The sequence below is a fragment of the Rhizobium sp. CB3060 genome, assembly GCF_025200735.1.
GTDB lineage: Bacteria > Pseudomonadota > Alphaproteobacteria > Rhizobiales > Rhizobiaceae > Rhizobium.
The window spans coordinates 2,052,038-2,074,907 of the sequence record NZ_CP104158.1 but is presented as its reverse complement, the minus strand read 5'-3'; the positions used below and the strand labels follow the sequence as shown (position 1 = coordinate 2,074,907).

The 22,870-nt window shown below is 59.0% G+C and carries 28 protein-coding genes and 1 tRNA gene; 20 read left to right on the top strand and 9 right to left on the bottom strand.

Annotated elements, in window-relative coordinates; translation table 11 throughout:
• Positions 1 to 122: 122 nt before the first annotated feature.
• A complete protein-coding gene (locus tag N2601_RS10105; protein WP_104823674.1) occupies positions 123 to 863 on the bottom strand; it encodes an SIMPL domain-containing protein in 741 nt (246 codons plus the stop codon).
• 165 nt (positions 864 to 1,028) lie between these two features.
• Here N2601_RS10105 and N2601_RS10100 point away from each other — a divergent pair.
• Positions 1,029 to 1,104 (top strand) — tRNA-Ile (locus tag N2601_RS10100).
• Positions 1,105 to 2,336: 1,232 nt separating this feature from the next.
• Here N2601_RS10100 and N2601_RS10095 read toward each other — a convergent pair.
• The 3 genes from N2601_RS10095 to N2601_RS10085 all read right to left on the bottom strand — a co-directional run bounded on the left by N2601_RS10095 (position 2,337) and on the right by N2601_RS10085 (position 4,674).
• Complete coding sequence (locus N2601_RS10095) at positions 2,337 to 3,242, bottom strand: MBL fold metallo-hydrolase (protein WP_104823671.1); 906 nt, start codon at positions 3,240 to 3,242, stop codon at positions 2,337 to 2,339.
• Between the two features lie 128 nt (positions 3,243 to 3,370).
• Positions 3,371 to 3,979: an NAD(P)-dependent oxidoreductase gene (locus N2601_RS10090; protein WP_104823670.1), complete on the bottom strand. Its 609-nt coding sequence runs from the start codon at positions 3,977 to 3,979 to the stop codon at positions 3,371 to 3,373.
• Positions 3,980 to 4,005: 26 nt separating this feature from the next.
• Entirely contained in the window at positions 4,006 to 4,674 is a 669-nt protein-coding gene (locus N2601_RS10085) for a DsbA family protein (protein ID WP_104823669.1), read from the bottom strand.
• Between the two features lie 94 nt (positions 4,675 to 4,768).
• Between N2601_RS10085 and N2601_RS10080 the strand changes: the two genes are divergently transcribed.
• The 5 genes from N2601_RS10080 to N2601_RS10055 all read left to right on the top strand — a co-directional run bounded on the left by N2601_RS10080 (position 4,769) and on the right by N2601_RS10055 (position 10,320).
• Entirely contained in the window at positions 4,769 to 5,677 is a 909-nt protein-coding gene (locus tag N2601_RS10080) for a LysR family transcriptional regulator (RefSeq protein ID WP_104825146.1), read from the top strand.
• Positions 5,678 to 6,528: 851 nt separating this feature from the next.
• Complete coding sequence (locus tag N2601_RS10070) at positions 6,529 to 8,136, top strand: alpha/beta hydrolase (protein WP_245463859.1); 1,608 nt, start codon at positions 6,529 to 6,531, stop codon at positions 8,134 to 8,136.
• A gap of 178 nt (positions 8,137 to 8,314) precedes the next feature.
• The gene (locus N2601_RS10065) at positions 8,315 to 9,154 is read left to right on the top strand and encodes an alpha/beta fold hydrolase (RefSeq protein WP_104823665.1); all 840 of its coding nucleotides are present in this window, start codon (positions 8,315 to 8,317) and stop codon (positions 9,152 to 9,154) included.
• An 84-nt stretch (positions 9,155 to 9,238) separates the two neighbouring features.
• Positions 9,239 to 9,637, top strand: coding sequence for a hypothetical protein (locus tag N2601_RS10060; protein WP_104823664.1), 399 nt, complete (start codon positions 9,239 to 9,241; stop codon positions 9,635 to 9,637).
• Between the two features lie 212 nt (positions 9,638 to 9,849).
• The gene (locus N2601_RS10055; RefSeq protein ID WP_104823663.1) at positions 9,850 to 10,320 is read left to right on the top strand and encodes an MEKHLA domain-containing protein; all 471 of its coding nucleotides are present in this window, start codon (positions 9,850 to 9,852) and stop codon (positions 10,318 to 10,320) included.
• 18 nt (positions 10,321 to 10,338) lie between these two features.
• Here N2601_RS10055 and N2601_RS10050 read toward each other — a convergent pair whose 3' ends face one another.
• The 3 genes from N2601_RS10050 to N2601_RS10040 all read right to left on the bottom strand — a co-directional run bounded on the left by N2601_RS10050 (position 10,339) and on the right by N2601_RS10040 (position 12,169).
• Positions 10,339 to 10,752, bottom strand: coding sequence for a hypothetical protein (locus N2601_RS10050; protein ID WP_245463857.1), 414 nt, complete (start codon positions 10,750 to 10,752; stop codon positions 10,339 to 10,341).
• A 2-nt stretch (positions 10,753 to 10,754) separates the two neighbouring features.
• On the bottom strand, positions 10,755 to 11,087 hold the full coding sequence (locus tag N2601_RS10045) for a hypothetical protein (protein ID WP_245463856.1): 333 nt from the start codon (positions 11,085 to 11,087) through the stop codon (positions 10,755 to 10,757).
• Positions 11,088 to 11,377: 290 nt separating this feature from the next.
• Entirely contained in the window at positions 11,378 to 12,169 is a 792-nt protein-coding gene (locus N2601_RS10040) for a S24 family peptidase (RefSeq protein WP_104823660.1), read from the bottom strand.
• Between the two features lie 159 nt (positions 12,170 to 12,328).
• Between N2601_RS10040 and N2601_RS34155 the strand changes: the two genes are divergently transcribed.
• From N2601_RS34155 to N2601_RS10020, 5 genes are all read left to right on the top strand, one after another.
• Complete coding sequence (locus tag N2601_RS34155) at positions 12,329 to 12,535, top strand: hypothetical protein (RefSeq protein WP_104823659.1); 207 nt, start codon at positions 12,329 to 12,331, stop codon at positions 12,533 to 12,535.
• Positions 12,532 to 12,780 carry a hypothetical protein gene (locus N2601_RS10035; RefSeq protein WP_104823658.1) on the top strand — a complete coding sequence of 83 codons (249 nt, stop codon included), beginning with the start codon at positions 12,532 to 12,534 and terminating at the stop codon, positions 12,778 to 12,780. The genes N2601_RS34155 and N2601_RS10035 overlap by 4 nt, the downstream gene beginning before the upstream one ends.
• An 88-nt stretch (positions 12,781 to 12,868) precedes the next feature.
• Complete coding sequence (locus N2601_RS10030; protein ID WP_104823657.1) at positions 12,869 to 13,159, top strand: hypothetical protein; 291 nt, start codon at positions 12,869 to 12,871, stop codon at positions 13,157 to 13,159.
• Between the two features lie 58 nt (positions 13,160 to 13,217).
• Positions 13,218 to 13,634 (top strand): hypothetical protein, encoded by a 417-nt coding sequence (locus tag N2601_RS10025; protein ID WP_104825145.1) that lies wholly within the window; start codon positions 13,218 to 13,220, stop codon positions 13,632 to 13,634.
• Positions 13,609 to 14,274: a DUF6362 family protein gene (locus tag N2601_RS10020; protein ID WP_104823656.1), complete on the top strand. Its 666-nt coding sequence runs from the start codon at positions 13,609 to 13,611 to the stop codon at positions 14,272 to 14,274. The genes N2601_RS10025 and N2601_RS10020 overlap by 26 nt, the downstream gene beginning before the upstream one ends.
• Positions 14,275 to 14,328: 54 nt before the next feature.
• On the opposite strand, the gene N2601_RS10015 is transcribed toward N2601_RS10020, so the two are convergent.
• Positions 14,329 to 15,018, bottom strand: a complete 690-nt coding sequence (locus tag N2601_RS10015; protein WP_245463986.1) for a class I SAM-dependent methyltransferase — start codon at positions 15,016 to 15,018, stop codon at positions 14,329 to 14,331.
• 150 nt (positions 15,019 to 15,168) lie between these two features.
• The gene (locus N2601_RS10010) at positions 15,169 to 15,369 is read right to left on the bottom strand and encodes a hypothetical protein (RefSeq protein ID WP_158704478.1); all 201 of its coding nucleotides are present in this window, start codon (positions 15,367 to 15,369) and stop codon (positions 15,169 to 15,171) included.
• Between N2601_RS10010 and N2601_RS10005 the strand changes: the two genes are divergently transcribed.
• The 9 genes from N2601_RS10005 to N2601_RS09965 all read left to right on the top strand — a co-directional run bounded on the left by N2601_RS10005 (position 15,368) and on the right by N2601_RS09965 (position 22,838).
• Positions 15,368 to 15,715 carry a hypothetical protein gene (locus N2601_RS10005; protein ID WP_104823654.1) on the top strand — a complete coding sequence of 116 codons (348 nt, stop codon included), beginning with the start codon at positions 15,368 to 15,370 and terminating at the stop codon, positions 15,713 to 15,715. The genes N2601_RS10010 and N2601_RS10005 overlap by 2 nt on opposite strands.
• Entirely contained in the window at positions 15,672 to 17,156 is a 1,485-nt protein-coding gene (gene terL, locus N2601_RS10000) for a phage terminase large subunit (RefSeq protein ID WP_199773477.1), read from the top strand. Before N2601_RS10005 ends, terL begins: the two co-directional genes overlap by 44 nt.
• Positions 17,157 to 17,206: 50 nt before the next feature.
• Positions 17,207 to 18,574 (top strand): DUF1073 domain-containing protein, encoded by a 1,368-nt coding sequence (locus tag N2601_RS09995; protein ID WP_104823653.1) that lies wholly within the window; start codon positions 17,207 to 17,209, stop codon positions 18,572 to 18,574.
• A 94-nt stretch (positions 18,575 to 18,668) separates the two neighbouring features.
• Positions 18,669 to 19,784 carry a DUF2213 domain-containing protein gene (locus tag N2601_RS09990; protein ID WP_260303052.1) on the top strand — a complete coding sequence of 372 codons (1,116 nt, stop codon included), beginning with the start codon at positions 18,669 to 18,671 and terminating at the stop codon, positions 19,782 to 19,784.
• A 27-nt stretch (positions 19,785 to 19,811) separates the two neighbouring features.
• On the top strand, positions 19,812 to 20,282 hold the full coding sequence (locus tag N2601_RS09985) for a structural cement protein Gp24 (protein ID WP_104823651.1): 471 nt from the start codon (positions 19,812 to 19,814) through the stop codon (positions 20,280 to 20,282).
• 3 nt (positions 20,283 to 20,285) lie between these two features.
• Entirely contained in the window at positions 20,286 to 21,254 is a 969-nt protein-coding gene (locus tag N2601_RS09980; RefSeq protein WP_260303051.1) for a DUF2184 domain-containing protein, read from the top strand.
• Between the two features lie 71 nt (positions 21,255 to 21,325).
• Positions 21,326 to 21,823: a DnaT-like ssDNA-binding protein gene (locus N2601_RS09975; protein WP_104823649.1), complete on the top strand. Its 498-nt coding sequence runs from the start codon at positions 21,326 to 21,328 to the stop codon at positions 21,821 to 21,823.
• Positions 21,823 to 22,179 (top strand): hypothetical protein, encoded by a 357-nt coding sequence (locus N2601_RS09970; RefSeq protein ID WP_104823648.1) that lies wholly within the window; start codon positions 21,823 to 21,825, stop codon positions 22,177 to 22,179. The genes N2601_RS09975 and N2601_RS09970 overlap by 1 nt, the downstream gene beginning before the upstream one ends.
• Positions 22,180 to 22,427: 248 nt before the next feature.
• On the top strand, positions 22,428 to 22,838 hold the full coding sequence (locus N2601_RS09965) for a hypothetical protein (protein WP_104823646.1): 411 nt from the start codon (positions 22,428 to 22,430) through the stop codon (positions 22,836 to 22,838).
• Positions 22,839 to 22,870 lie beyond the last annotated feature (32 nt).

Sequence of the window (22,870 nt, the reverse complement as noted above, 5' to 3'; positions counted from 1 at the left end):
ATCTGCGGACGCGCATTGCGTCCGATGGCCACCGCTTGCCGCTTTCGCTTTATGGCGGGGGCCATGAACCGCCCTTTGCTCGGTCCTACCGGACTTGAGCGAAGGGCGGTTTTGTTTTGTGGCTATTGCTGGATCGCGTAGGTGATGCTGACCGAGGCGTTATAGGTGTTTTCGCCGCTCGCCACCGGTACCGCCTTGTCGGCAGCCATGGCCATGGATTGACGCATATATGGCTGCGGCGGCGTGACGATGGCGCCCTCGTTGATCGAAATGACATGGCCAAGCTTGACGCCCGCCGCATCGGTCAAGGTTTTTGCTTTTGCCGCAGCATCGGCGACGGCGTTCTTTCGGGCCTCTTCCAGCGCGGCATCCGGCTTGTCGTTGGTAAACTGAATATCGCCACCCTGGTTGATGCCGAGATTGACCGCCTGATCGAGGAGGACGCCGAGCTTGGAGAGATCCCGCACGCGCACCGTCAGCCCGTTGGTCACCTGATAGCCGGTGAGGGTCGGCGGCACCGGATGGCCATCTTTGTCGTTCTGATAGTCATATTGCGGCTGGATAGAAAAGCCGGACGTCTGAAGATCGCGCTCCGCAATGCCTCTGTCCTTTAGCGTCGCCAGCACCGCGCCCATCGCCTTATTGTTCTGATCGAGCGCGTCTTGCGCGGCTTTTGCCTGCTTGACGACCGAGAGCGTGACAACCGCCATATCCGGCGCGATTGCGGAATGTCCCTCTCCAGTGACCGTGATGATCGCCTCGCGCGGTTTTGCATCCTCGGCGAAACTATGGGTGGCGGGCACGAGAAGAGTCGCGCCGAGAAGAGTAGCAAAAACAAAATCTCTGGTTTTCATCTGTGGCATGGCTCATTCCTTGGTTGGTGTTTCCTTGGGATTCGCTTTTGCGGATTGATTGTGAAGGTATTGCGGCAGTCCCTTGTGGGAAAAGACGAATTGGGCTAGAGCCAAATCGGCTCCCGGGGAACCATTGCCCCGGCGCTGCGTGCACGCTGATTTTTTAGTCGTGCCGGGCCTGTAGCTCAATGGTTAGAGCCGGCGGCTCATAACCGCTTGGTTGGGGGTTCGAGTCCCTCCGGGCCCACCAATTTTTTGTATTCCAATAACTTAGCTGCTGGTTTTATGTACCAGTCCATGGGCAGCCACAATGCCGACGCCGATAGAGTCGGGTCCGCTTTCGCCCCATCGCGGACGGGTCGTGAGGGATATCAGTAAATTTAACGGCTGCGGCAACCGTTTCGAATAAGTTTTATAATATTAGCGGCGGCAGTTTAGGTTGCTCGGAACCCGAAACGATATTTGGACGACCTGCAGATGCGAGACCAACAACGACACGACGAAGCTTGGAAGGTCGAACGGCCATCGCGGGCACGTGCGGCGCTAAAATTTGTCAAAGAAAATAAATTGGTATCCTTGGTAACCGCAATGATTGTCTATGCGGCTGTTTTCGATAGCGGACATCGGCCTCTCCGCATGCAGGGGTTATATGACTTATTGGGTCCTACCGCCTTCGCTTGGGTCTCGCGCGCGATAGCCGCGCTATGGGTCCTCGCCGTCTACCTCCTGATGCGCGATAGATATAGAACCGATCGGCGCATAGAGCGCTTTGTCGACGCCAGAGCGATGTTGGAACCCGAGAGAAAAGTTTTAAAACCCGAGGAGCGGTGAGAACGCTACTGAGGCGGAAAAGTGGACGGCTGACAAATGATGATTAGCCAACGCCTCTCGTCTATTCTCGGTCCCAGCTTCGGCTGAAATGGAACGGTGAATAGTTTGTAGTTCGAATCTCATGCCTTCCCCCTCAAGCAGACTGGCGGCAAATCGAAGACGCTCCTCCATCGCCGACGTCTCTCTCCACAGCATCAACACCTCCCGCCAAAGCGGAAAGTGTTACCCATGTCTCCGATACAATACGTCACCTATCTCTCAGGTCGTGCATTCAACGATCATTGAAAAGATTGACTTATTTCGCGATAATTGGCCCACTTTTTTCCGACCACCGAATGCGGTGGGACAATCTTGTCCTGTTTCTGTTCCAGAACGAGGTGCTTGATGCCTGCCTCCGCGGGGCGCCTATGATTGGCTCTCGCCGTGTAGACTGTGGTCTACTGCTTTGTCGTCCGCGATGTCCTGGTGGCACTTTGACCAAGATCCTTCATGCAGTTTCGAAGGCTGCCGTCATAACGGGGACGGCAACTTCGCGCCATTGGTGGGCGTTCGGATGATCAGTGAATCTCGATAACGCGATGAAAGATCTTGTCCGCTTGCAATTATCTATGCGCATGGAAGGGCGCGGCGAATACGCCGCGCTCAGCCTCTTCAGTTTCCCCAGGTCATTTCGCCCTTCGCGACCTTCGCTCCAATTTCCAGCGAAATCGGTATCGCATCGTTCGGATAGAGCTTCTTCATCACCTCGATGAGTGCCTTGGAATCCTTGGCCTTCGCGGCTTCGGCCTCGAACGCGACGAGGTAGTCGCGGGTGTAGGTCACGCTGGAAGCATCAGTCGGCCACGCTTGAGTGGTGTGACCAGGCACGACGATCTTGGGGTGGCGGGCGAGGATGCCTTCAAGCGCGGCCTTCCATGCCGTGCGTTCTTCGGCAGTCGGCATGTCCGCGACCCAGGGGTACATGCCCCCGAACACCGTCACGCCCCCGAACACGGCGCTCAGCGAGGGAACCCAGATGTAGCGGCCACGGTCTTTGACGCCCGGCGCAGTGACGATTTCCAGCTTTTCGCCGTCGACCGACAGGGAGGTGATGTCGCTGACCTCAGGGAAGATGAGGTCCGCAACGGCCTTAGGACCATTATCACCCAGAACCGGCGACCATGCCTTAATCTTGCCTTCAGCCTTCTTGCGCATCAAGGCTACGGTATCAGCGGCAGCAAGAATGCGGGCGTCCGGAAACGCCTGGTGAACAGGTGCGAGGCCGAAGTAGTAGTCGGGATCGTTGGTCGTGATGTAGATCGTGGTCAGGCGCTTGCCGCTAGCCTTGATGGCATCCGCAACGGCCTTGCCGTCCGAGAAGCTGAAGCTCGAGTCGATAAGAACTGCTTCGCTCTTTCCGGTGATGAGAACCGGGGCGCGCAGAAAGCCGGCTTCGGTGGTCTTGAAAGCCTTCCACGACAGAGCAGGCTGCTCCTGCGCGGTTGCGAACGAGGCGATAGCGATCATTACAGCGGCGGCGGCCGCGATCGACTTGAGGGTATTGCGACGGTTGGGCATTGATTTAGTTCCTGATGGAGGTGGAAGAGAGATCCGGAGCCTACCAAGGAGGCAAGCGGATCCGGGCGCAGCCGCCACCCCATTGATGAGCGGCTGCGCTAAAGGCGAATGGTGCTGAAAACTGGCGGTTAGTAGCCGACGGTGAAGCGCTGCTTCACGTGCGTTGGTGCTTCGATTTCGTTGACGAGCGCGACGGCGAAGTCTTCAAACGAAATGCTGCTGCCGTTTTCGTTGGCCAGGAGCCGGTCCTTGCCGAGGCGGAAGTTACCTGTACGCTCGCCCGGCACGAAGGCAGCGGAGGGCGACAGGAAGGTCCAGTCGAGGCCGTCCTCGGCCTTGAGCTGTTTGAGATAGTCAACGCCACCCTGGGCTTCGGCCTTGTACATCGCCGGGAATTCGGGTGTGTTGACGAGAAGGACGCCCGGTGCGACTTCAAGGCTGCCGGCGCCGCCGACCACATAGTAGCGGCGAACGCCTGAGGCCTTGACGGCGCCGATCAGCTTGTCGGGATTGGCGGCGGAAAAATGGACCGAGCTGATGACGGCGTCATGTCCGGCCAGGACGTTTGCTAGAGCGTCCGGAACGTCAATGTCACCCGCCGCGGCGGTGACGTTCGGCAGGGTGTCGACCTTAGAGGGGTCGCGGGCGATGGCGGTAACGATATGGCCGCGTGAGGACAGTTCGGCGAGAATGCGAGAACCGGCTTGGCCGGAAGCGCCGATGAGTGCGATTTTCATGATGATCTTCCTTTTGGGTGTGGTTTTCAGGCTGCTACTGGCAGCCTGGAGAGTGCTGCGACGAGATGCTGCGGGCCGCGGTAGAGGGCTTCGCCGCTCAGAACGTGCGACGTCCCGTTGACGACTGCGACGAGCTGCGGAACGCCGCGAATGCCGAGGGTGTTCATCCGAACATGTGTTTCTTCCATTCGCTCCATAGTCCGCTCACGCAGATCCACATCATTCCGGAGTCGGTCGGCGAAAGCCTCGATCGCCAGTTCGGAGCCGTGGTCGGCGGCCACCCGGACGGCAACCTCGGTCACCTCGTCGATGCTGGATGTGTCGCGCCCCTCGACATACCGGGCGATCTGCACGGCATGTAGGAAGTGGGGTTCAAGGCGGGCATCCTGCTCGCCAAGAGCGGTCAGGGCCAGCGTTGCCGACCGGGAATCGAAGACGCCGTTCGGCGCCAGCAGGACGTTTTGGCGGTAGGCTTCCGAAAATGGCTGGCCCGTCAGGCTCTGGATACGCTGGTCGTTGCGCCAGGCATGGTCAGCGATGGACGAGATCGGCCGTCCGCCTACGAAAAGGCCGGAGGGCAGCATCTTGAGCTTGTCGCCGTATTTGTCGGCCAGGCCCGCCAGCGCCGGCGCACTTGCATAGCACCAGCCGCAGAGTGGGTCGAAGAAGTATTGAAGTTCGATGTCGGCGGTCACGTCGATCTCCTTTGTTGGGAGACAATGTAGTGTTGCAAAAATCAAAGATATACAGCACTATGCGATACAGAATGTTGCATGGATCGAGCAAATAATGGATCGCATCACCGCGGCGGTAGTCCTGTTGAAAACAGTCGAACGTGGCAGTGCGTCGGCTGCCGCTGAAGAACTCGGGATGTCGCGTGCGATGGCCTCGCGGTATATTGCGTCGATCGAGGAATGGTCGGGAACAAGGCTTCTTCATCGCACGACACGGCGGCTCAGTCTGACTTCAGCCGGCGAGCGCGTTCTGGAGCTGTGTAGGGAGATGGTTCGCGTCGCAGACGCCGTGACCGAGGTGGCGGTTCATTCCGATACTCCACATGGTCTTCTGAGAGTAACCGCCCCAAGTATCCTCGCTGAGGCGCAGCTCATACCTCACTTCTCGGAATTCGCGACAAGATATCCCAGAATCAAGATCGATCTGCAGATCTCGGACAGATCTGTCGACCTCGTTCAGGACCGTATCGATATTGCAATCCGTATCGCGAACCATCTCGATCCATCCCTGACGGCGAAACGTCTGGGGCATTGCCCATCGCGCCTGTATGCCTCCAAGGACTACCTGGCAGCGTGCGGCGAGCCTGCTTCACCGGAAAACCTAATAGCCCATCGGTGCCTGACCTATGCACATCTGGGTGGCTCAGAATGGGTGCTGAACAAGGACGAGGGTGAGGTTACAGTAGCTGTGTCAGGAGGGTTTCAGACGAACGACGCTCTGGCTTTGCAACGTGCCGCTCTTTCAGGTCTCGGCATCGCCATGCTGCCGTGCTTCGCGGCGGATGAAGAAGTCCGCGCCGGGAAACTCGCGGTCGTCCTGCCGGACTGGAAGCCGCGGTCTCTCGGCATTCATGCTCTCTACGTTTCCCGCAAGCATCTCCCGACGGCTGCGCGGGCTTTGATCGACTTCCTTTCCGAAAAGCTCGGCAGTTCCCCCCGTCTGGGATCGGCAATCACCTCGTAAGGTCCGGGGCGTCCGCCGCCTTCACACCAATAAAGGAATTGAGCAAACGTCGAACCAACCTTTTGCGCTTCATCAGGCCAAAGTCCGGATTTGATCGGGACTTAGGTCCGTGTTCAGAAGCAGCGCTCATGACGTATTAACATCCCAGTTGTGAGACACAGCCTTGCAAATGAGGGTGTGCAAATCGGGATGGGAAGAACACATGAAAATGATCGCAATCGCAGCACTGGCGTTTGCAACGGCGTTACCAGCGTCGCCGGCATTCTCTCAGATCTACTTTGAGTACGGGACCGGTCCTCGCTACTACGATGATCGGCCACCACCGCGATACTATCACCGGCCACGCTATGCATACGATGGCTACTATGACGGCCCGAGATATGACTATGGTCGCCGGTGCTGGACAGAAAAATACTACAGGTACAGCTATCACCATCGGGTGAAGCTATACAGGACCGTTTGCGACTAGCGCTCGACACCCCCGGGCGTACTGCATCACTGTGGGTGGGCAAATTTGCCTACCCACAGTGATCGACGATCATTGCGGCATATCACCTTGTCCTCCGGATGGCTTGCCTCATTGTGCAGTATCCTAAAGGCCCCCTACATGGGAACGGCAAAAGCCAAAATCCGAAGTAACAGGCGTAGTAGACGTTAAAAACGGGCCATATACTCCCTCATCATTTCGCCATTCATCCACCTTCTTGCATGGGTCAACGCAACGAAGGGTCGCTAGCCAAGCGAATGGGCCGATCACCCAAGGTGTTAGCCTCACGGTAACCGCAGCCGATTTCATCTTGGGCTACATTGCTTTAAGCTGTCGGCTGAACACTTCCGCGAGTCAGTGTGCCATGGTCGGCCAGCTAACCATCAAGCTATTGGGCGAACTCGAGGTCAAGCAGCAGGGAATACTTCTGTCTCTGCCGCAGTCGAAGAAAACCCGCGCTCTTCTTGCCTATTTGGCCGTCATTGGAAGACCCCAGCGTCGCGATCATCTTTGCAAGATGTTCTGGGAAGTTCCAGACGACCCTCGGGCTTCGTTGAGGTGGAGCCTCCATAAACTCAGGCCGATCGTGAATACTGACGGTCATGTGCGTTTGCATGCTGACCACAATTCCGTTCTCCTCAGCCCGCAGATGATCGACGTGGATTTCAAGCGCATGTCGTCTCTCCGACCTGCTGACGTCGACGCCTTGGATACGGAGACATTGGAGTTGCTTGCCACAACGTTTCGCGGCGAATTTCTTGAAGACCTCTGCCTGCCGCACTGCCCAAACTTTGAAGCGTGGCGGCTATGTCACCGGGATATGGCGCTTCGGTTGCACATGGCAATTCTGCGCGTCCTCCTTCGACGCCTTCAAGACAGTCCTGAGCGAGTAAACGTTTATTCTCTGGTGCTTGACCGTCTTACCAAAGAGATTGCCACTGTCGATCTCCCCGAGCAATGGTCGGAGCTTTCAGTCTCCGGGGCTGGGCTGGGCAAGGGGGCTCGCGATGCCCTTAACCAATCACCGCGACTTTCACGGCCTGGATCAGGTCTCGTCTCCCGGACTTTTGAAACGGATGTTCCGTCGCCACCGGTAACACCGAGCAAGAGATCGCAGGACATTCGCTTCTGCAAAACCGCAGACGGGGTAACAATTGCTTACGCGGTGTGTGGACAGGGATCGCCGATCGTGCGAGCCGCACATTGGATGTCGCATCTCCAGTATGATTGGGAAAGTCCGGTGTGGAGGCATTGGATCGATGCCCTTTCGGAGAAGGCGAAGCTGATACGCTATGACGAACGCGGCAATGGCCTTTCGGACTGGATTGCCGAGGATATTTCGTTTGCGGCGATGATTGCGGACCTGGAGAGTGTGGTCGACGCGGCAAGCCTCGACCGGTTCACGCTTCTGGGTGTATCGCAAAGCTGCGCCGTCTCCGTTGCCTATGCCGTCCGACACCCTGAACGGGTTTCGGGGCTCATCCTATATGGCGGATTTGTAAAAGGCTGGCGCAAGCGAGGTGACAGCCATGAGGTCGCCACGCATGAGGCGATGACCGCATTGATCCGGGAAGGGTGGGGCCAGAACAATCCGGTTTTTCGGCATCTGTTCACTGCGATGTTCATTCCAGGGGCAGACCACGTGCAAATGGATTGGTTTGACGAACTGCAGCGCATTTCTGTGTCGCCCAGCAACGCGGGTCGCCTGCACGAAGCATTCGGAGAGATCGACGTTTCGGATGCCCTGTCGCAGGTGACGATTCCGACCCTCGTCTTGCACGCAAGAAAAGATGCAGTCGTTCCCTTTCAGTCCGGAAGAGAGTTTGCAGCCGGCATCCCCGGGGCTCGATTTGTCGATCTCGACAGCGCCAATCACATTCTCCTCGCCGACGAACCCGCCTTTGAGCAGTTCGTTCGTGAAGTCACGCGCTTCGTCGCCGAAACAACGCAGCCTCGAGTTATCGCGCCTTGACGCGGACCTGACCGCCTTAGAGAAGCCATCAACTGAGCGGGATGTGCTCGCGCCTCGACTGCGGCGGCAATTTTCAACGATTGGCCCGGCACTTTCAACGGTTTCTCCTACATTCTTTCTCATGCGCGCGGAATAGAATGCCTGCTGCGGTTTTGGAGGATGACAAGGAGGCACGGCGATGAAGGTTCACACCGTAACTGGCGGCGCGGGATTGCGATTGCATGTTCGCGAGTGGGGAAGAGAAGACGCGCCGTCGATCCTCTTCATCCATGGGTGGTCACAGAACCATCTCTGCTGGAAAAACCAGTATGAAAGCACGCTTGCGGAGGATTTTCGTCTTGTGGCCCTGGACCTGCGCGGTCACGGCATGTCGGACGCTCCCCTTGAAGCGGAGTATTACAATGAACCGCAGCTTTGGGCAGACGATATCGCCGCCGTAATAGATCAACTGAACCTCGGCAAGCCGGTTCTTGTGGGCTGGTCCTATGCCGGCTTCATTATTTGCGACTATCTGCGCGCCCATGGAACTGCCCATGTTGCGGGCATCAACTTTGTGGGCGCGGCGACCACGCTAAACAAGGCGGCGCTCGGCACTTTGATTGGCCCGGGCTTCCTCGACCATGTCATTGGCGCCACGAGCGACGATTTGCCTGGGAACATCGCAGCGATCCGCAATTTCGTGCGCGCTTGCACTTATTCGCAGCTACCTTCCGAGATATTCGAAACGGCCATTTGCTGGAATATGACCGTGCCAGCGAAGGTCCGGGCTGCGTTGCTGGCCCGTGAGATCGATTCCGACGACGTACTGACAGCACTTGCTGTGCCTGTCCTTGTAACCCACGGCCAAGAGGACACTGTGGTCCTGCCGGCGATGGGGCGGCATCTTCTAGCATTGTGCCCGGGAGCGACCGCATCGTGGTATGCCGCAACAGGGCACGCACCTTTTCTGGAGAACCCTGGTCGGTTCAACAATGAGCTATACCGCTTTGCACATCACGGTGATCTTCGGAGTATCTAGCTATGTGAGCTCAAATTTTCGTACATCCTGGCAACCATCCTCAAGTTCGCGTGTTCTTTACACAGTCTCGAGGAGGACCAGGGAATGAAAACGATTCTATCTATCGCCGCGCTGACCCTATCGCTTTCTGCTGGCGTCAGTTTCGCCCAGCAAGCTCCGAATACAACGGCGCCGACGCCGCCGGCCCAACAGCCCACCCAGACAGAAACAGCGCCGCCGGCAAACTCGCCGCAACCACCAGCAATGGGCCTGCACCGACCTGATGACGATGCAATGCGAGGCGGTTGGCATAGGGGTTCAATGAACCGTCGTCCGTTCTTTTCCAAGGCGGCTCGTTTCCGCATCGAGAACGGCGATGTCAAAATAGACATCAAATGTGCCGAAGACGAACCCATGAAGGCATGTGCGGACGAGCTAAACCAAATTCTGGACAGGCTTGAGGGGCGGCGGTCCTCGTCGCGTTACGACGATGATGATCAATAGCCGAATGGGCGATCGGGATTGATTGTGGAAGGTTTTCCGATCCCGCTTTGGTCTAAATCATTGATTTTTGGTGGCTATGGCTTGCCCTCCCGGCACGCCACCTTTGAATTTATGCGCAGGACTAATTACAAGTGCCAGCGAGATGTTCTATTTGGTTTCCGGCATTTCCGGCCTTAAAGAAAAAACCGGAGATGCTCGCAGGAAAGATATCCATGGCCATTAGTTCAGAACGCAACAGCTCCGATTTGTCGGTTGATCGCGAGTTTTTCGATCTGCTCACCGGAAGTTATGCCCGTATCGTCGGAACGCCTCTTGTCGACGAGGGGCCCGGACCGAGTTGGCTCTATAACGATGCTCCGTTCGTGGTCGTCGCGCATAATACAGACGCCGATCCGCGCTTTATTTATGCCAACAAGGCTGGCCAGGCTTGTTTCGAATATCCCTGGGACGAATTCATCACTTTGCCGTCGCGTCTCTCGGCGGAGCTTCCGAACCGTGCCGAACGTCAGCAATTGTTGGATGCGGTTACACGCGACGGCTTTATCTCGGGTTATCGCGGGTTGCGGATCACGAAGTCGGGACGGCGCTTCTGGATGGAAGACGGCATCGTCTGGCAACTCATCGACCGCGACGGAAATCGGCGTGGGCAGGCGGCGACTTTTTCGAAGTGGAAAGACGTGTAGATCGGATCGGCCATAGCCTCAGTCTGTCGCAATCTGATGCTGGAGGATAATCACGCCACCGGCCCCCAATATCGTTTCCCGTTCGATTTCGCGAAATAAGTCGTAATCGGTCTCCTTAGACTGTTCATACTCGATGGCGAACAGCTCGGCGGCGTGGCGGCCGGCCGACGTCCTGTCGTTTTCGATCACGGCGGCAATGCGGCGGAACAGTTCGGCCTCAAAGCTGCCTATGCTGCTGATCGTGTTCGGCCGTACCAATCGCGATCCCCCATCCAGTTTGATCGCCGAGACGTAAAATTCGCCGTCATAACCATCTCCTGCCGATGTCAGTTCGGCGCGGCCGTAGAGCAGCAGGCCCGTTTCCCAACGGTCGCAGAGGCTTATGGCGAGTTCATCGAAGGAATATTCGCAGGAGAAAACTTCGCTGGGCATCATCACGCGGCCATTTGTGCAACCGACACGAGCGATGTGGTTGACAGGTGATGGATCTCTTCCATCAACATTGCCCGATCCCTGGCAATCGACATTCCGAATGGCCGGGCATCGATGCGCAGCAATTCCAGTCTCAGATTTGCAATTCGCTCGGCGCGGCTCTGGTCTTCGGTTTTGGTCGCATCGGTTGCTTGCTGGCGTGCCCATGTCCAAGCCGTCGAGAGTGCACGGGCGAACCATTGGCGCCTGGCGGCCGCGGTCGAAGGCCGGCGCAGCCGCGTGTCACGGCGATAAAGCGTCCAAGCGGTGGTCATGACTTCGGATCTTGCATGCATGGATGGCGTTTTCCCTTCTGCATCCGGCGGGCTGCATTCAGCCGATTGCCGATCCGGTTTCGCTGGCTTCACGCAAGATCTCTGGACTTGCGCGGGCTCATTCCGTCTCGGCCTACCGGCTCGTGAAAGGCAAACTTTCATATGGCACGATATGTGTCAACATATTTTGTGTCTATTGACTGCAAAAAACACGATAGATGTTTATGGCTTATCTAGGAATAAGCGTCCGGCTCCGCTTCTAGTTAGTCGGAAGCGGATGACTGATGGGGCAGGGGAGAATCGGTTACGACCTACTTCCTGGCAATATGTCCGCAGATGCGCCCGATGATCGTCAGCCGCGCCAATTCCACCGTAAAGGTTTCCAGTGCGGGATTGTCGGAGATGATCTTCACCTGGCTTGGCTGGGTGAAAGGAACGCGCTGGAGGCGTTTGATCTGCGGTTCGGAATAGCCGTCGCTGATGGCATAGACCGTATCGGTTGCCATCTGATTCTGCGAGAGATCAACGACGACGCGGTCGCCGGGCATGTAGGTGGGCTGCATGGAATCGCCGATCACTTCCATGATGATGGTGTGGTTCGGCGATGCCTTTGCCTCGTTGCGCAAATAGCCTGAGGGAATCAGCCATTCCGCCACGATCTTATGGCCGGCGACATTGCCTGCGCCGACCGGCAGATTGATAACCTCGCCGACAGTGCCGCTGCCGGCGCCGAGTTTGACGTCCACCTCCGGCGTCGCGCCTTCGATCTTCGGCTGCCAATGTTCCCGACTGTAACTGAGGTCATCGCCGCCTTCGGCAAATCCTTCATTGTATTGCTCATCGGGATCGAAGGAGGTGACCACCATGCGTGGTCCTGGCCGCTCCACCTTCCTTGGCCCTTCGCCCGTCAAAAGATAGCCGGCGGTGGTGCCGAACTTCTTGGCGTAGCGATCGGCGATCTCGGGGCCGAATTCGTTCTGGCCGTTTTCATGCGCTCGATAGGTCGAGAGGCCAATGCCGAGCGCCTCCGCCGCCTTCGTCGCCGAGGGATAGTTTGCGGCTTCGCGCGCCGCCTTTAGTCGTTCGCCCATGGATTTTTGCATGATCCAACACTCGCAAAATAATTAACATAAATAATGTTGACATCGACATTAATAACAACATATTTTGTGTCCATCAAGATGCCGGCGGTTAAATTCGCTGCAGGCCGAAGTGCTGAGGCGAACGGCGCCTAGCGGAGGATGGTTTTGGGGAGTGATCGGATGATCTCAATTAGGAGGGACACAAAGGTGGGTTCGAGCTCACGCTATTTCGACTTCTTCTGGGGTTGCCCTGGCTGTGGCCGGGCATTGTCGATCGCGGAGGTGATCGAGCGGCACTGTGAAACTTGCGACGAGCATGTCGAGCCAACGGAAATGTCTGATCCCGGTTCGGTCGGGAGCGAGCCGGCTACGGAGAAAGCGATATGAGCGAGATCATTCAGGGTTTTCTCGCCTGCGTCGGCGCTGCTCTTTTCTTCCTTTGTGTTCTTGCCGCTCTGGAGCCGATTGTTTCGTCTTCGAGGTCTGCTGGTCAGGATGATGCCAGCGGCGCGCCGGAGGGAGATCTGGTCCATTTTCGCATGATTGATGATGAGTTTCAGTCAGAGGCCAATCGAAGCGAGCTTCGAGGGCTTTGGTCACTCTGGTGGCGCTCCAGAATCCGCCCCCGATGACATGGCGCTGACAGCCTGCCGCTCGGCATTTGAACCACTTTCAAAACTTAATTCGAAGACCTGGTCTAGGCGACCAGAGGAGGTTTCCATGAATGAATTTCAAATCGGAACTGAAGCTGTTGCCGGCGGTCATCTCGGCTGGATCCGCAAGGTCCACCGCGCCACGAACGAGGTCCTCAAGGACAAGCGCGGCGAGCCCATAGTCTTCTCGACCGAGGATGCGGCAAAGGCGGCCGCTGGTGAGGCGATGGTTGCCTATCTCAACACGCCGATGCTGCGTGATGGCGCAAGGGTAGAGGCGATCTCAAAGGCGGAAGCCCTGTTCAAGCCGAAGCATCCTTTTGCCGACGCCGGAGCTGGAAACGGGAAGGTGGCATGACCGAGAGGTTGCCGTTGATTGCATTCATTTTTTCTTCCGGAAGGGAGGCGATATGCCCATGAGCAAAGGCAGGCTTGATATTCTTCTTGACGGCCTCGGCATCAAGCTCGTGCCCGTCCATCGCCGTCGCGCGCCGGCGCAAAGCCATGCGCGTGGCACCATGCAGGAAATTCGGGGGCAGCATGGCGATGGGCATCTGGTCTTCGTCTTGCGCTGTATTCGCCAGACCGGCAACAACCGCGATGAATTATGGTCGGACACGATCGGAGCCGTCTCCGACATCCTCGTTCAGCGCCAGGATTGGGCGTTGCAACGGCCTGGCGATCTGCTGGCCGCCTTCGATGATATCGCGCTTGGCACTTTGCGCGCTGACGCCGTGGCGCGACGGCCATGGCCGGTGCGCGCCACGCTTCGGATTTTGATCTATCGGGAATTGGAGAAGCGACTTGATGCACCACAACGCCTTGCAGTTTGACGATCTTTCCGACCGCGCCGCCGAGCTCGCCGATCTGAGCCTCATCGTTCGTGCCCGTTTCGTCGAGGCTGCCGACACGATGATCCATCTCGACGTGCGCGGTGTTCGCCCGGATCGGATGCGCACGCTTTGGCCGGAGGTTCTTCCTGAGCCCACTGACCACGCCGATATCCGCGTTCGCTATCGTCCAAATGCAGCGGCTATCAGCCGTGCCGAAGAAGTGCTGCAGGACTGGTTGCTGACCCATGTCAGAGGCGAGGAGCGTCGCATCCTGCTTTCGCGATGGTCGGTCTGCCTTGCTGCGCCCCACATTGTCGGCTCCTTCCGTGATTTCTGTGGGAGGACCGGCCGGGTGAGGCGAACAGCGGAACGGCGCATCCAGAGCGAATTTCAAAACGTCGCCAATGCGCTGCTTGCGATTTCGCCGTCATTGCAGGAGCCCGATTGGTCACGCATATCGCCGATGATGCCCAATTCGGCTGGCGGTATCGAGCGGGTGAAGACCCCGCCTGTAAAGCATGAGACGCATTGGCTGCCGGAAGATTCAAAGCCGGTATTCGATGCGGCGAGCCCGGAATTGGCGGCATTGGCGAAACGGCTGGAACGAGAGAATCGACGGCGTGCGAAAATAAGAGCTTAAATTCGCACTATCGGCCCTGGTCCAAACCCAAGGCTTTTGTCTAAGGATTACTGTTCAGCGCCCCGGCTTTGCTGGGGCGTTTTGTATTTCAAACGCAAAGACCCCGCTCGGCTTTGAGCCTGCACCGGTGGCACCAAAATCCGATACAACGTATTCAGCCAGCAATCGCAGCCGCGAATGCGGCAGATGGGCGCGCCAGGGATCGCCGATCAGCACTTCGATGCCTCGCGCCAGGCAACGGTCAAGAAATGCAGTGACGCGCTCGGCAAGCGCGGCCTCGTAGAAGAGATCGCCGACGCAGACAATGTCAGCCGCGGGAGGTTCTCCTTTCGTCAGATCGGTGAGAACAGTTAGAATTGTCACCCCATTGATGGTGGCATTCAGCCCTATCGCGGCGACGGCATAGGGGTCCACGTCGGCTGCGATCACCTCTGCCGCGCCCGCCTTTGCCGCTGCGATGCCGACGATGCCGGAGCCCGCGCCGAGATCGAGTACGCGCCGGCCCGCGACGGCGTCAGGCCGATCGAGAAGATACCGCGCCAGCACCAAGCCTCCACCCCAGTAATGTGCCCAATAAGGTGAACCAAACTCCTGATCCTGCTCGGCAAGCCGCCATAGGCCGCTTTGCGGGCCGGCCTTATGCAGGCTGATCTCTGGGATCGAAGGAACAGGCAAGATGGGGAGATTGGCATAGATGAAATTCCGCGCCACGCCGATCTTCGAATCCAATTCGCTCATAGGCATCGTGTGGACCTGCGAGAGATTTTGATCGGGCAGATGTCGATCTTGTTCGTTGGTCATTCGCTTTATCTGGCGCTGAAGCCATTTGAAGGGAAAATGGGAGCAGTCCTGCTCTGATCGTCGGACGACAGAGTGCGATATTTTAATGTGATTTCAAATGATTATCTGCGGCACCGTCAAAGATTTCGCAATCCTTGCCGCTGTTTCGTCGATCAAGGGTGTCGCCAACTGCGCCGAATTGGGGTATTGATTTTGGCATGATGAGAACAGTTGCAGCGACGCACTGTTGACCGCAAGCGGCTCATTATCAGCCGCTTGTTTCCTTTCAACGTTCCATCGGAAATTCCAAAGCATGTCCACTGCCGACAAGCCTGTCGTGCCGCGCAAGCCGCGTACACGCCGGCGAAAAACCGCGTCCGCCGGCGATACGCCGCTCGACTATATGCTGAAAGTCATGCGCGACGACGGGGCGGATCAGAAACGGCGGGATGAAATGGCGAAGATCGCCGCATCCTACGTTCATCAGAAACCGAGTGAACGCCAGAGTGGCGGGGCCAAGGGCGGCCAGAGTTTTACGATCGACTTAACCAATGCCACGGATGAGCAGCTTGCGACACTCGAGTCCCTCTTCGGTCCGCTTGCCGGATCCGGCGGCGATGATGGCCGCGATCCGCGAGGAGAGGACGAGACGGAAGGCTGAGGCGGAGCGGGCGGAAATCGCCCGGCAGATTGCTGCAGATGCGGAGGATATTCGGGCACGGTGTCAGTCGCTTGTCGGTTTCGTCCGTGAGGCCTGGCATGCGGTCGAGCCTTCCGTTGATTACGTTCACGGTTGGCATATCGACGCCATCTGCCGGCATCTCGAGGCGGTGACATCAGGCGAGATCACACGGCTGTTGATCAACGTGCCGCCTGGGACGATGAAGTCGCTGCTCTGCGGCGTCTTTTGGCCCGCCTGGGAATGGGGGCCGAAGAACATGCCGGAGATGCGCTATCTCGGCTCGTCCTACTCGGAACACTACGCCAAACGCGACAACAGGCGTATGCGCGATCTCGTCGCCTCGGAATGGTATCGGACCCTCTGGGGTGACCGGGTGAAGCTGACGCGAACGGGCGAGATGGCCTTTGCCAATACGCGCACCGGTTTTCGCCAGGGTGTGCCGTTTTCAAGGCTGACCGGTGGACGCGGCGACCGGGTGATCATCGACGATCCGCATTCGGTCGATGGCGCGGAATCCGAAGCGGAACGATTGTCGACAATCCGTACGTTCCGCGAATCCGTGCCGACGCGGCTCAACGATCCGCAGCGCTCGGCGATTGTCGTGATCATGCAGCGACTGCACGAGGCGGATGTCTCGGGCACGATCCTGGCGCTCGGGCTTGGTTACGAGCATCTGATGCTGCCTATGGAGTTCGAGCCGGAGCGTCGCTGCCAAACATCGATCGGTTTCGAAGATCCGCGAACGGAGGAGGGCGAGTTGCTCTTTCCCGAGCGGTTTCCGCGTGCGGTGGTCGAACGGGACAAGGTGCCGCTCGGCTCCTATGCTGTTGCCGGCCAGTTTCAGCAGCGGCCGTCGCCGCGCTCGGGCGGCTTGTTCCAGCGTGGCGATTTCGAAATCGTCGATGCGGTGCCGGCGGGTGCGAAGCGCTGCCGCGCCTGGGATTTTGCCGCCTCGAAGGACCGCCCCGGTCGCCAGCCGGATTGGACTGTCGGCCTACGCATGGCGCTAGCCAACGGCATTTTCTATGTCGAGGCTGTTGCACGGGGCCGCTGGTCGCCGGCGGAGGTCGAGCGCAACCTGAAGAACATGGCGACCCAGGATGGGCCGACGGTGACGATCCGCATGCCGCAGGATCCTGGTGCTGCCGGCAAAGCCGACGCGGAGACCAAGATCAAGCTGCTGGCCGGCTTTCCGATAAAAGTCTTGTCTATAACTGGTGACAAGGCGACGCGCGCCAAGCCGGCTTCCGCGCAGGCGGAGGCTGGAAATGTCAAATTGCTGCGCGGCGATTGGAATGAGGCGTTTCTCGATGAGGTCTGCGCATTTCCGAATGCGCAGTTCGACGATCAGGTGGATGCCTTTGCCGATGCGCTGAACGAGTTGGCATTGGGCTCTTCCTTCAGCTTCAAGAACTTCTAAGCCCTTCGGAACAAGGGCCTCTCCCTCACACAGATGCCAAAGGATAATCCATGGGACACGTACTCTCGATGGTTCGCGACGGGCTGATGAGCCTTGCGTCTCGCATGGGGACGGAGCGGGACAAGGCGGCATCGGTCTTCTATGCCCAGCCGATCCTGACCGACGAACAGATCATTGCCGCCTATCGCGGCTCTTGGCTGCCGCGCAAGATCGCCGATATCCCGGCCCTGGATAGTTGCCGCAAATGGCGCAACTGGCAGGCCGAGAGCGATCAGATCGGGGCGATCGAGGCCGAAGAGCGCCGGCTGAACCTGCGCGGCAAAGTGCTGGAAGCGTCTAAGAAGGGGCGGCTCTTCGGCGGTGCGGCTTTGTTCATCGGCAATGGTGATGCCGATCCGTCTCGGCCGCTCGATTTCGAGCGTATCGGCAAAGGCGGGCTGAAACATCTGACCGTATTGACGCGTCGTCAACTTGCCGCGGGCGAGATCGATCGCGACCCGGCGTCGGAATGGTATGGCAGGCCGAAACTCTACACGCTGACCGGCACAAACGGAGCGCAAGTCGTCATCCATCCGTCGCGGCTGGTGATCTTCAACGGCGCGATGGCGCCGGACGAGGATTTTGGCGGGACGCTGGGGCAGGCCGGTCACGGCTGGGGCGAAAGTGTGCTCACGGCGACCTTCGATGCCATCAAGAATGCCGACAGCACGGCGGCCAATATCGCCAGCCTCGTTTTCGAGGCGAAGATCGACATTATCAAGGTGCCGCAATTCTCCGCCAATATCGGCAATCAAGCCTACGAGGATGCTGTGCTGCGCCGCTATACGCTGGCCAACACCATCAAAGGCGTCAACGGAACGCTGATCCTCGACAGTGAGGAAGAGTACGACAGCAAGAGTGCGCCGCTGGCAGGACTGACGGACATCCTCATGGCCTTCATGCAGATCGTCTCCGGGGCCGCCGATATTCCGGTCACCCGATTGCTCGGCCAATCTCCCGCCGGCCTCAACGCCACCGGCGACAGTGACATGAGGAACTATCACGATCGCATCCAGGCAATTCAGGAACTTGACTTCACGCCCGCCATGTCGCGGCTGGACGAATGCCTCATTCGCTCCGCCACTGGCGCTCGCGATCCGGACGTCTATGCCACCTGGGCGCCGCTGGAGCAGATGAGCGAGAAGGAGAAGGCCGATATCTTCAAGACCAAGGCCGATGCGGCTCGGGCCTTGTTTGGCTCGTCTTCCGGCCAAGAAATCATCTCGCGGCAGGCCTTGTCGGAGGCACTGGTGAACACCTTCGTCGAAGACGGTTCATTGCCGGGGTTGGAAGCGGCGATCGGGGCATTTGGTGACGTAGATCAAATCGGCCTGCACGAAGGTGTCCCCGAGGAAACCACGCGTCAGAGCGAAGAATAAAGCCCGGCATTTGCCGCATCTGCAGCGAATACCGCCTCGTCATAGCGGCGGCACCATCCGCTAAAGTCGACTTCCGACCAAGGAACATCCAATCATGAATTTTACAGACACTGTCACCGTCGCCGGAACGCGACGGACTGCAGACGGCTATCTTGTGGCCGACGCCCGGATCGCTCGTACAGGCATTCAGAACTATCTCGGCGCGGAGATCGGCAGGCCGGAAATGCGCACCGTGCGGGTCTATCGGCCGGGGGCGGAAGTCTTTTCCGAAGATACGCTGAAGAGTGCCGCTCACCGGCCGGTGACAAATGAGCATCCGCCGGAAATGGTCACGTCGGCAAACTGGAAGACGTATTCCGTCGGCCAGACCGGCGATGAGATCGCCGGCGAGGGCATCTTCATTCGGGTGCCGCTGATGGTCAGCGACGAGGCGACCATTCAGGACATCGAGAGCGGCAAGCAGGAGCTATCCGCCGGCTATGTCTGCGATCTCGATTTCACTGCAGGCGTGACGCCTGCCGGCGAAGCCTATGACGCCGTCCAGAAGAATATTCGCATCAATCATATCGCCATTGTGCGCCGTGGCCGTGCGGGACCGAAAGTCCGCATCGGCGATGTTGCAGCACCGTGGGGCTGCGCTCCTCTCGCAGCCCCACGCTCCATTTCCGATGACCATCAAAATAAGGAAGGAACGATGCTCACGAAGACAGTTACCGTCGATGGGGTCGGGATCGAAGTCAGCGACCAGGCTGCCGAAATTATCGCGACATTGCAGCAACGGCTCGCCGACGCTGACGTCGCTTACCAGAAGGCGATCGCCGTTCGCGATGCAGAGCTGGATGCCGTCAAGACAAGACTCCTGTCCGATGTCGAGATCGAGCGGCGAGCCGAGGCCCGCGCCGACCTCATCGGGCTCGCCAAGGCGATCACGGGCAATGTGAAAACAGCAGGTCTTTCCGATGCTGCGATCCGCAAAGCGGTCGTCGTCGCGAAGGTCGGCGAAGGGGCGGTTGAGGGGCGGTCGGAGGCTTATATCGACGCGCGCTTCGACATGCTGGCCGAGGCCGCTAGCGAGACACCGGATCTTTTTGCCGCGGCGGTCAAGGACGGCATTAACACAGAGCAGACGTCGATGGCTTCGGCGTTCACTGCCTATGCCGCCATGGTGCGCGACCTGCAGTCCGCCCACCTGCCGGCCAATCCCATTTAACCAGGTCAACGAAAAGGAGACGCTTCAATGGCGACTTATCAGACCACCTATGGAAACGCTCCTCAGAAGGGCCTGCACGGGCAGATCGCTTCGGAGGAAAAATCCAACAAGATCAGCCGCACGGTGGAAAATGCCGCCGGTATCAAGTTCGGCCAGCCTGCCCAACGCGGTCTCGCCGATCACGGCGTTACGCCCTATGCCGCCGGCGGCAAGTTTCTCGGCATCGCCGCGCTGACGCCGACCGTGCTGCCCAGCGCCACGCAGGTGGACGGTTATGCGCAGTTCATCACCGGCGCCTTTCTGACCTCGGGCCAGATGTATGTGCGAGCAGGCGGCACGGTCGCCGACGGCGACGCCGTCTACTACAACCCGGCCGCCAACGCCTATGTCAACGCGGCCGGCACCGGCATCGTCGGCCCCATTCCCGATTGTTTCTTCGACACGAGCGGCGGCAACGGCGATATCGTCGAAATCTCGCTCAAGCACAGGAGCGCCTAATCCATGAATCAATTCGTTCGACAGCATTTCGCCGACGCCCAGGCAGCCTATTCCTTCGTCATCGCGCAGGGCCGCAACATCGAGACGCGCATCTATCAGCGCCGCTATCCGACTTTCAATTACGGCCTGCATGTGCCTGTCGTTACTGAAGGCAACGAATGGGCAGCCGGTACGACCTTCTTCACGGTCGACAGCGCGGGCGAGGCGAAATTCCTCTCCGGCGCCGGCACGGACATGCCTTTCAACCAATCGACGCGCGACAGCGCCAGCCATGATTTCGCGATGGTCGGCTCCGGCTGGGAATGGAATCTGGAGGAGGTCAATCAGGCGGCGCTCTACAATCTCGATCTCAACGCCTCCAACGCCATCTTTGCCGCGGACAAGATCGAGCGTCTGCTGAATTCCGTCGCCATGATCGGCTCGGCGGAAAAGGGCTGGACCGGCTTCGTCAACGATCCCAATGTCTCGCGCGTCGATGTCGCCGCGGATGGCACGGGCTCATCGACCTTCTGGTCCGCCAAGACCGCCGATCAGATCCTGCGCGATGTCAACGATCTCATCGGCGGCGTGCGCGAAAGCACCGGCGAAGTCGAGTGGGTGGACAGTCTGCGCCTGCCGCCGGAAGCCTTCCGGCTGATTGCCACCAAGCGGCTTGCCGACGGCGACGGCTACATCACCGTGTTGGAATTCCTGCGCCAGGGCAACGTTTATACCGCCGAAACCGGCCAGCCGCTGGATATCCAGCCGCTGCGCGAGCTTGCGACCGCATCCCAGGATGGCGGCGGCCGCATGGTCGTCTATCGCCGCGATCCGGAAGTGCTGCGCTTCCACCTGCCGATGCCGCGGCGCGCGCTGCAGCCGCGTCAGAAATCGATCATGAGCTTCGAAACGGGGATCATCGCCCGCACCGGCGGCACGGAAGTCCGCCTGCCGGCCGCCATGGCCTATGGCGACGAGATCACGGCAGCCTGAGCCTGACTTCCCTCTCTCCGCCTTGGCGGGGAGAGGGCCCCGCGCCATCTTCCTTCACTGCCGGAGTTCTCATGTCCGCAGCTTTTTACGGCACGCTCGATGCTGCCAATACCTATTTTGCCGATCGGGGCAATGCGGCCTGGGCCGTAGCCGGCGAAGATGATCGCGCGGCGGCGCTGGTGCGCGGGTCGCAGGTCGTCGACGGCCTTTACGAGCCGCGTTTTCCCGGGCTTCGTGCCGGGGGCTATGACCAGGCTCTATCCTGGCCGCGCAGGGCGGCGGCGACGGCCAATGGCGAGGTCATTCCCGAGGATGCAGTGCCGTTGCCGATAACTTGTGCGGCCTATGAGGCGGCGGCTGCCGAACTCGCTGCCCCCGGTAGCTTGAGCCCCATGGTCACCGTTGCACAGACTGTCAGACGCGAAAAGGTGGGGCCGTTGGAGACGGAATATATCGCCGCCGGTTCCCTTGACGACACCGTTGCCGCTGCAAGGCCGGTGCTGACGATACTGGACGGTCTGCTTTATCCATTCCTGCGCCCGGTTCTGCCGGGCATTCTGGTGGTGTGATGACAGGTTTTGACTATGCCAAAACTCGTGCCACGGCCGAGCGGCTGATTGCCAAGTTCGGCCAGCAAGCTCAGCTTCGGCGTATCACCAGCACCGGCCCTGATTACGACCCGGCGCAGACGAGCCAAGACTTTGCCTGCATGCTGGTCGATCTCGACCATACGCAGGCGCATATCGGCGATACGCTGATCCAGCGTGGCGACCGGATGGTCTATCTCTCGACGGCGGGCCTTTCGATCGCGCCGACGCTTGCCGACAGGCTGGTGATTGCCGGCGTCGAGCATGCGATCGTCGATATCGCGCCCCTATCGCCGGGTGGGACCACCGTGCTCTGGCAGTTGCAGGTGCGGCAGTGAGCGCCTTTGCCCGCTTCGGGGCCGCGTTGGCTCTATGGCTGTTGGTGCGGTTGTTGTTGATTCTGGATCGGCTGTCGCTGCCGCAAAAGGTCGAGCCGTCATCGACGGCGAGGGCGGACGATACGCGCGGCATGTCCAGGGTTCGCGCACGCTACGGGACTTCGACCTTGCTGAACTTCGAGCGGTCGGCTCGCGGAGCGGACTCCTGACAGCGGCGGCCTTGCAATCATGTCAAAAGGTTCCTTGAAATGGCTTCTTCCGATTTCTCCGCCACCATCGCCGCCTGGGCTGAAAAGACCAAGCAGCGCATGGAGGATGTCGTCGAAACCTCCGTCCGGCTGCTGGCGGAGGCTGTTGTGGAGAGGACGCCGGATACCGGCGGGGCGCTGGTGAATTCATTCCAGGTTTCCGGTTCGGCGATGCCGGTCATGCATGCCGGAGTATCTGCCGCCGATGCGCCTGATGGTTCCAATGCCGAGCCGGTCAATCTGGCTGCTCTCAGCGCACCGCTGGGCGGCAAGATCTATATGGGCTTCACCGCACCCTATGCGGCCGAGATCGAATATGGCCGTGACGGCAAGGCAGGCGCCGGCATGGTGCGGCTTGCGGCGCAGGAATGGCAAGACATTGTCGAGCGCGCCGTTCGCGAGACGGACTGATCCTTTCGAAATTTCAACATCATAGAGACGGG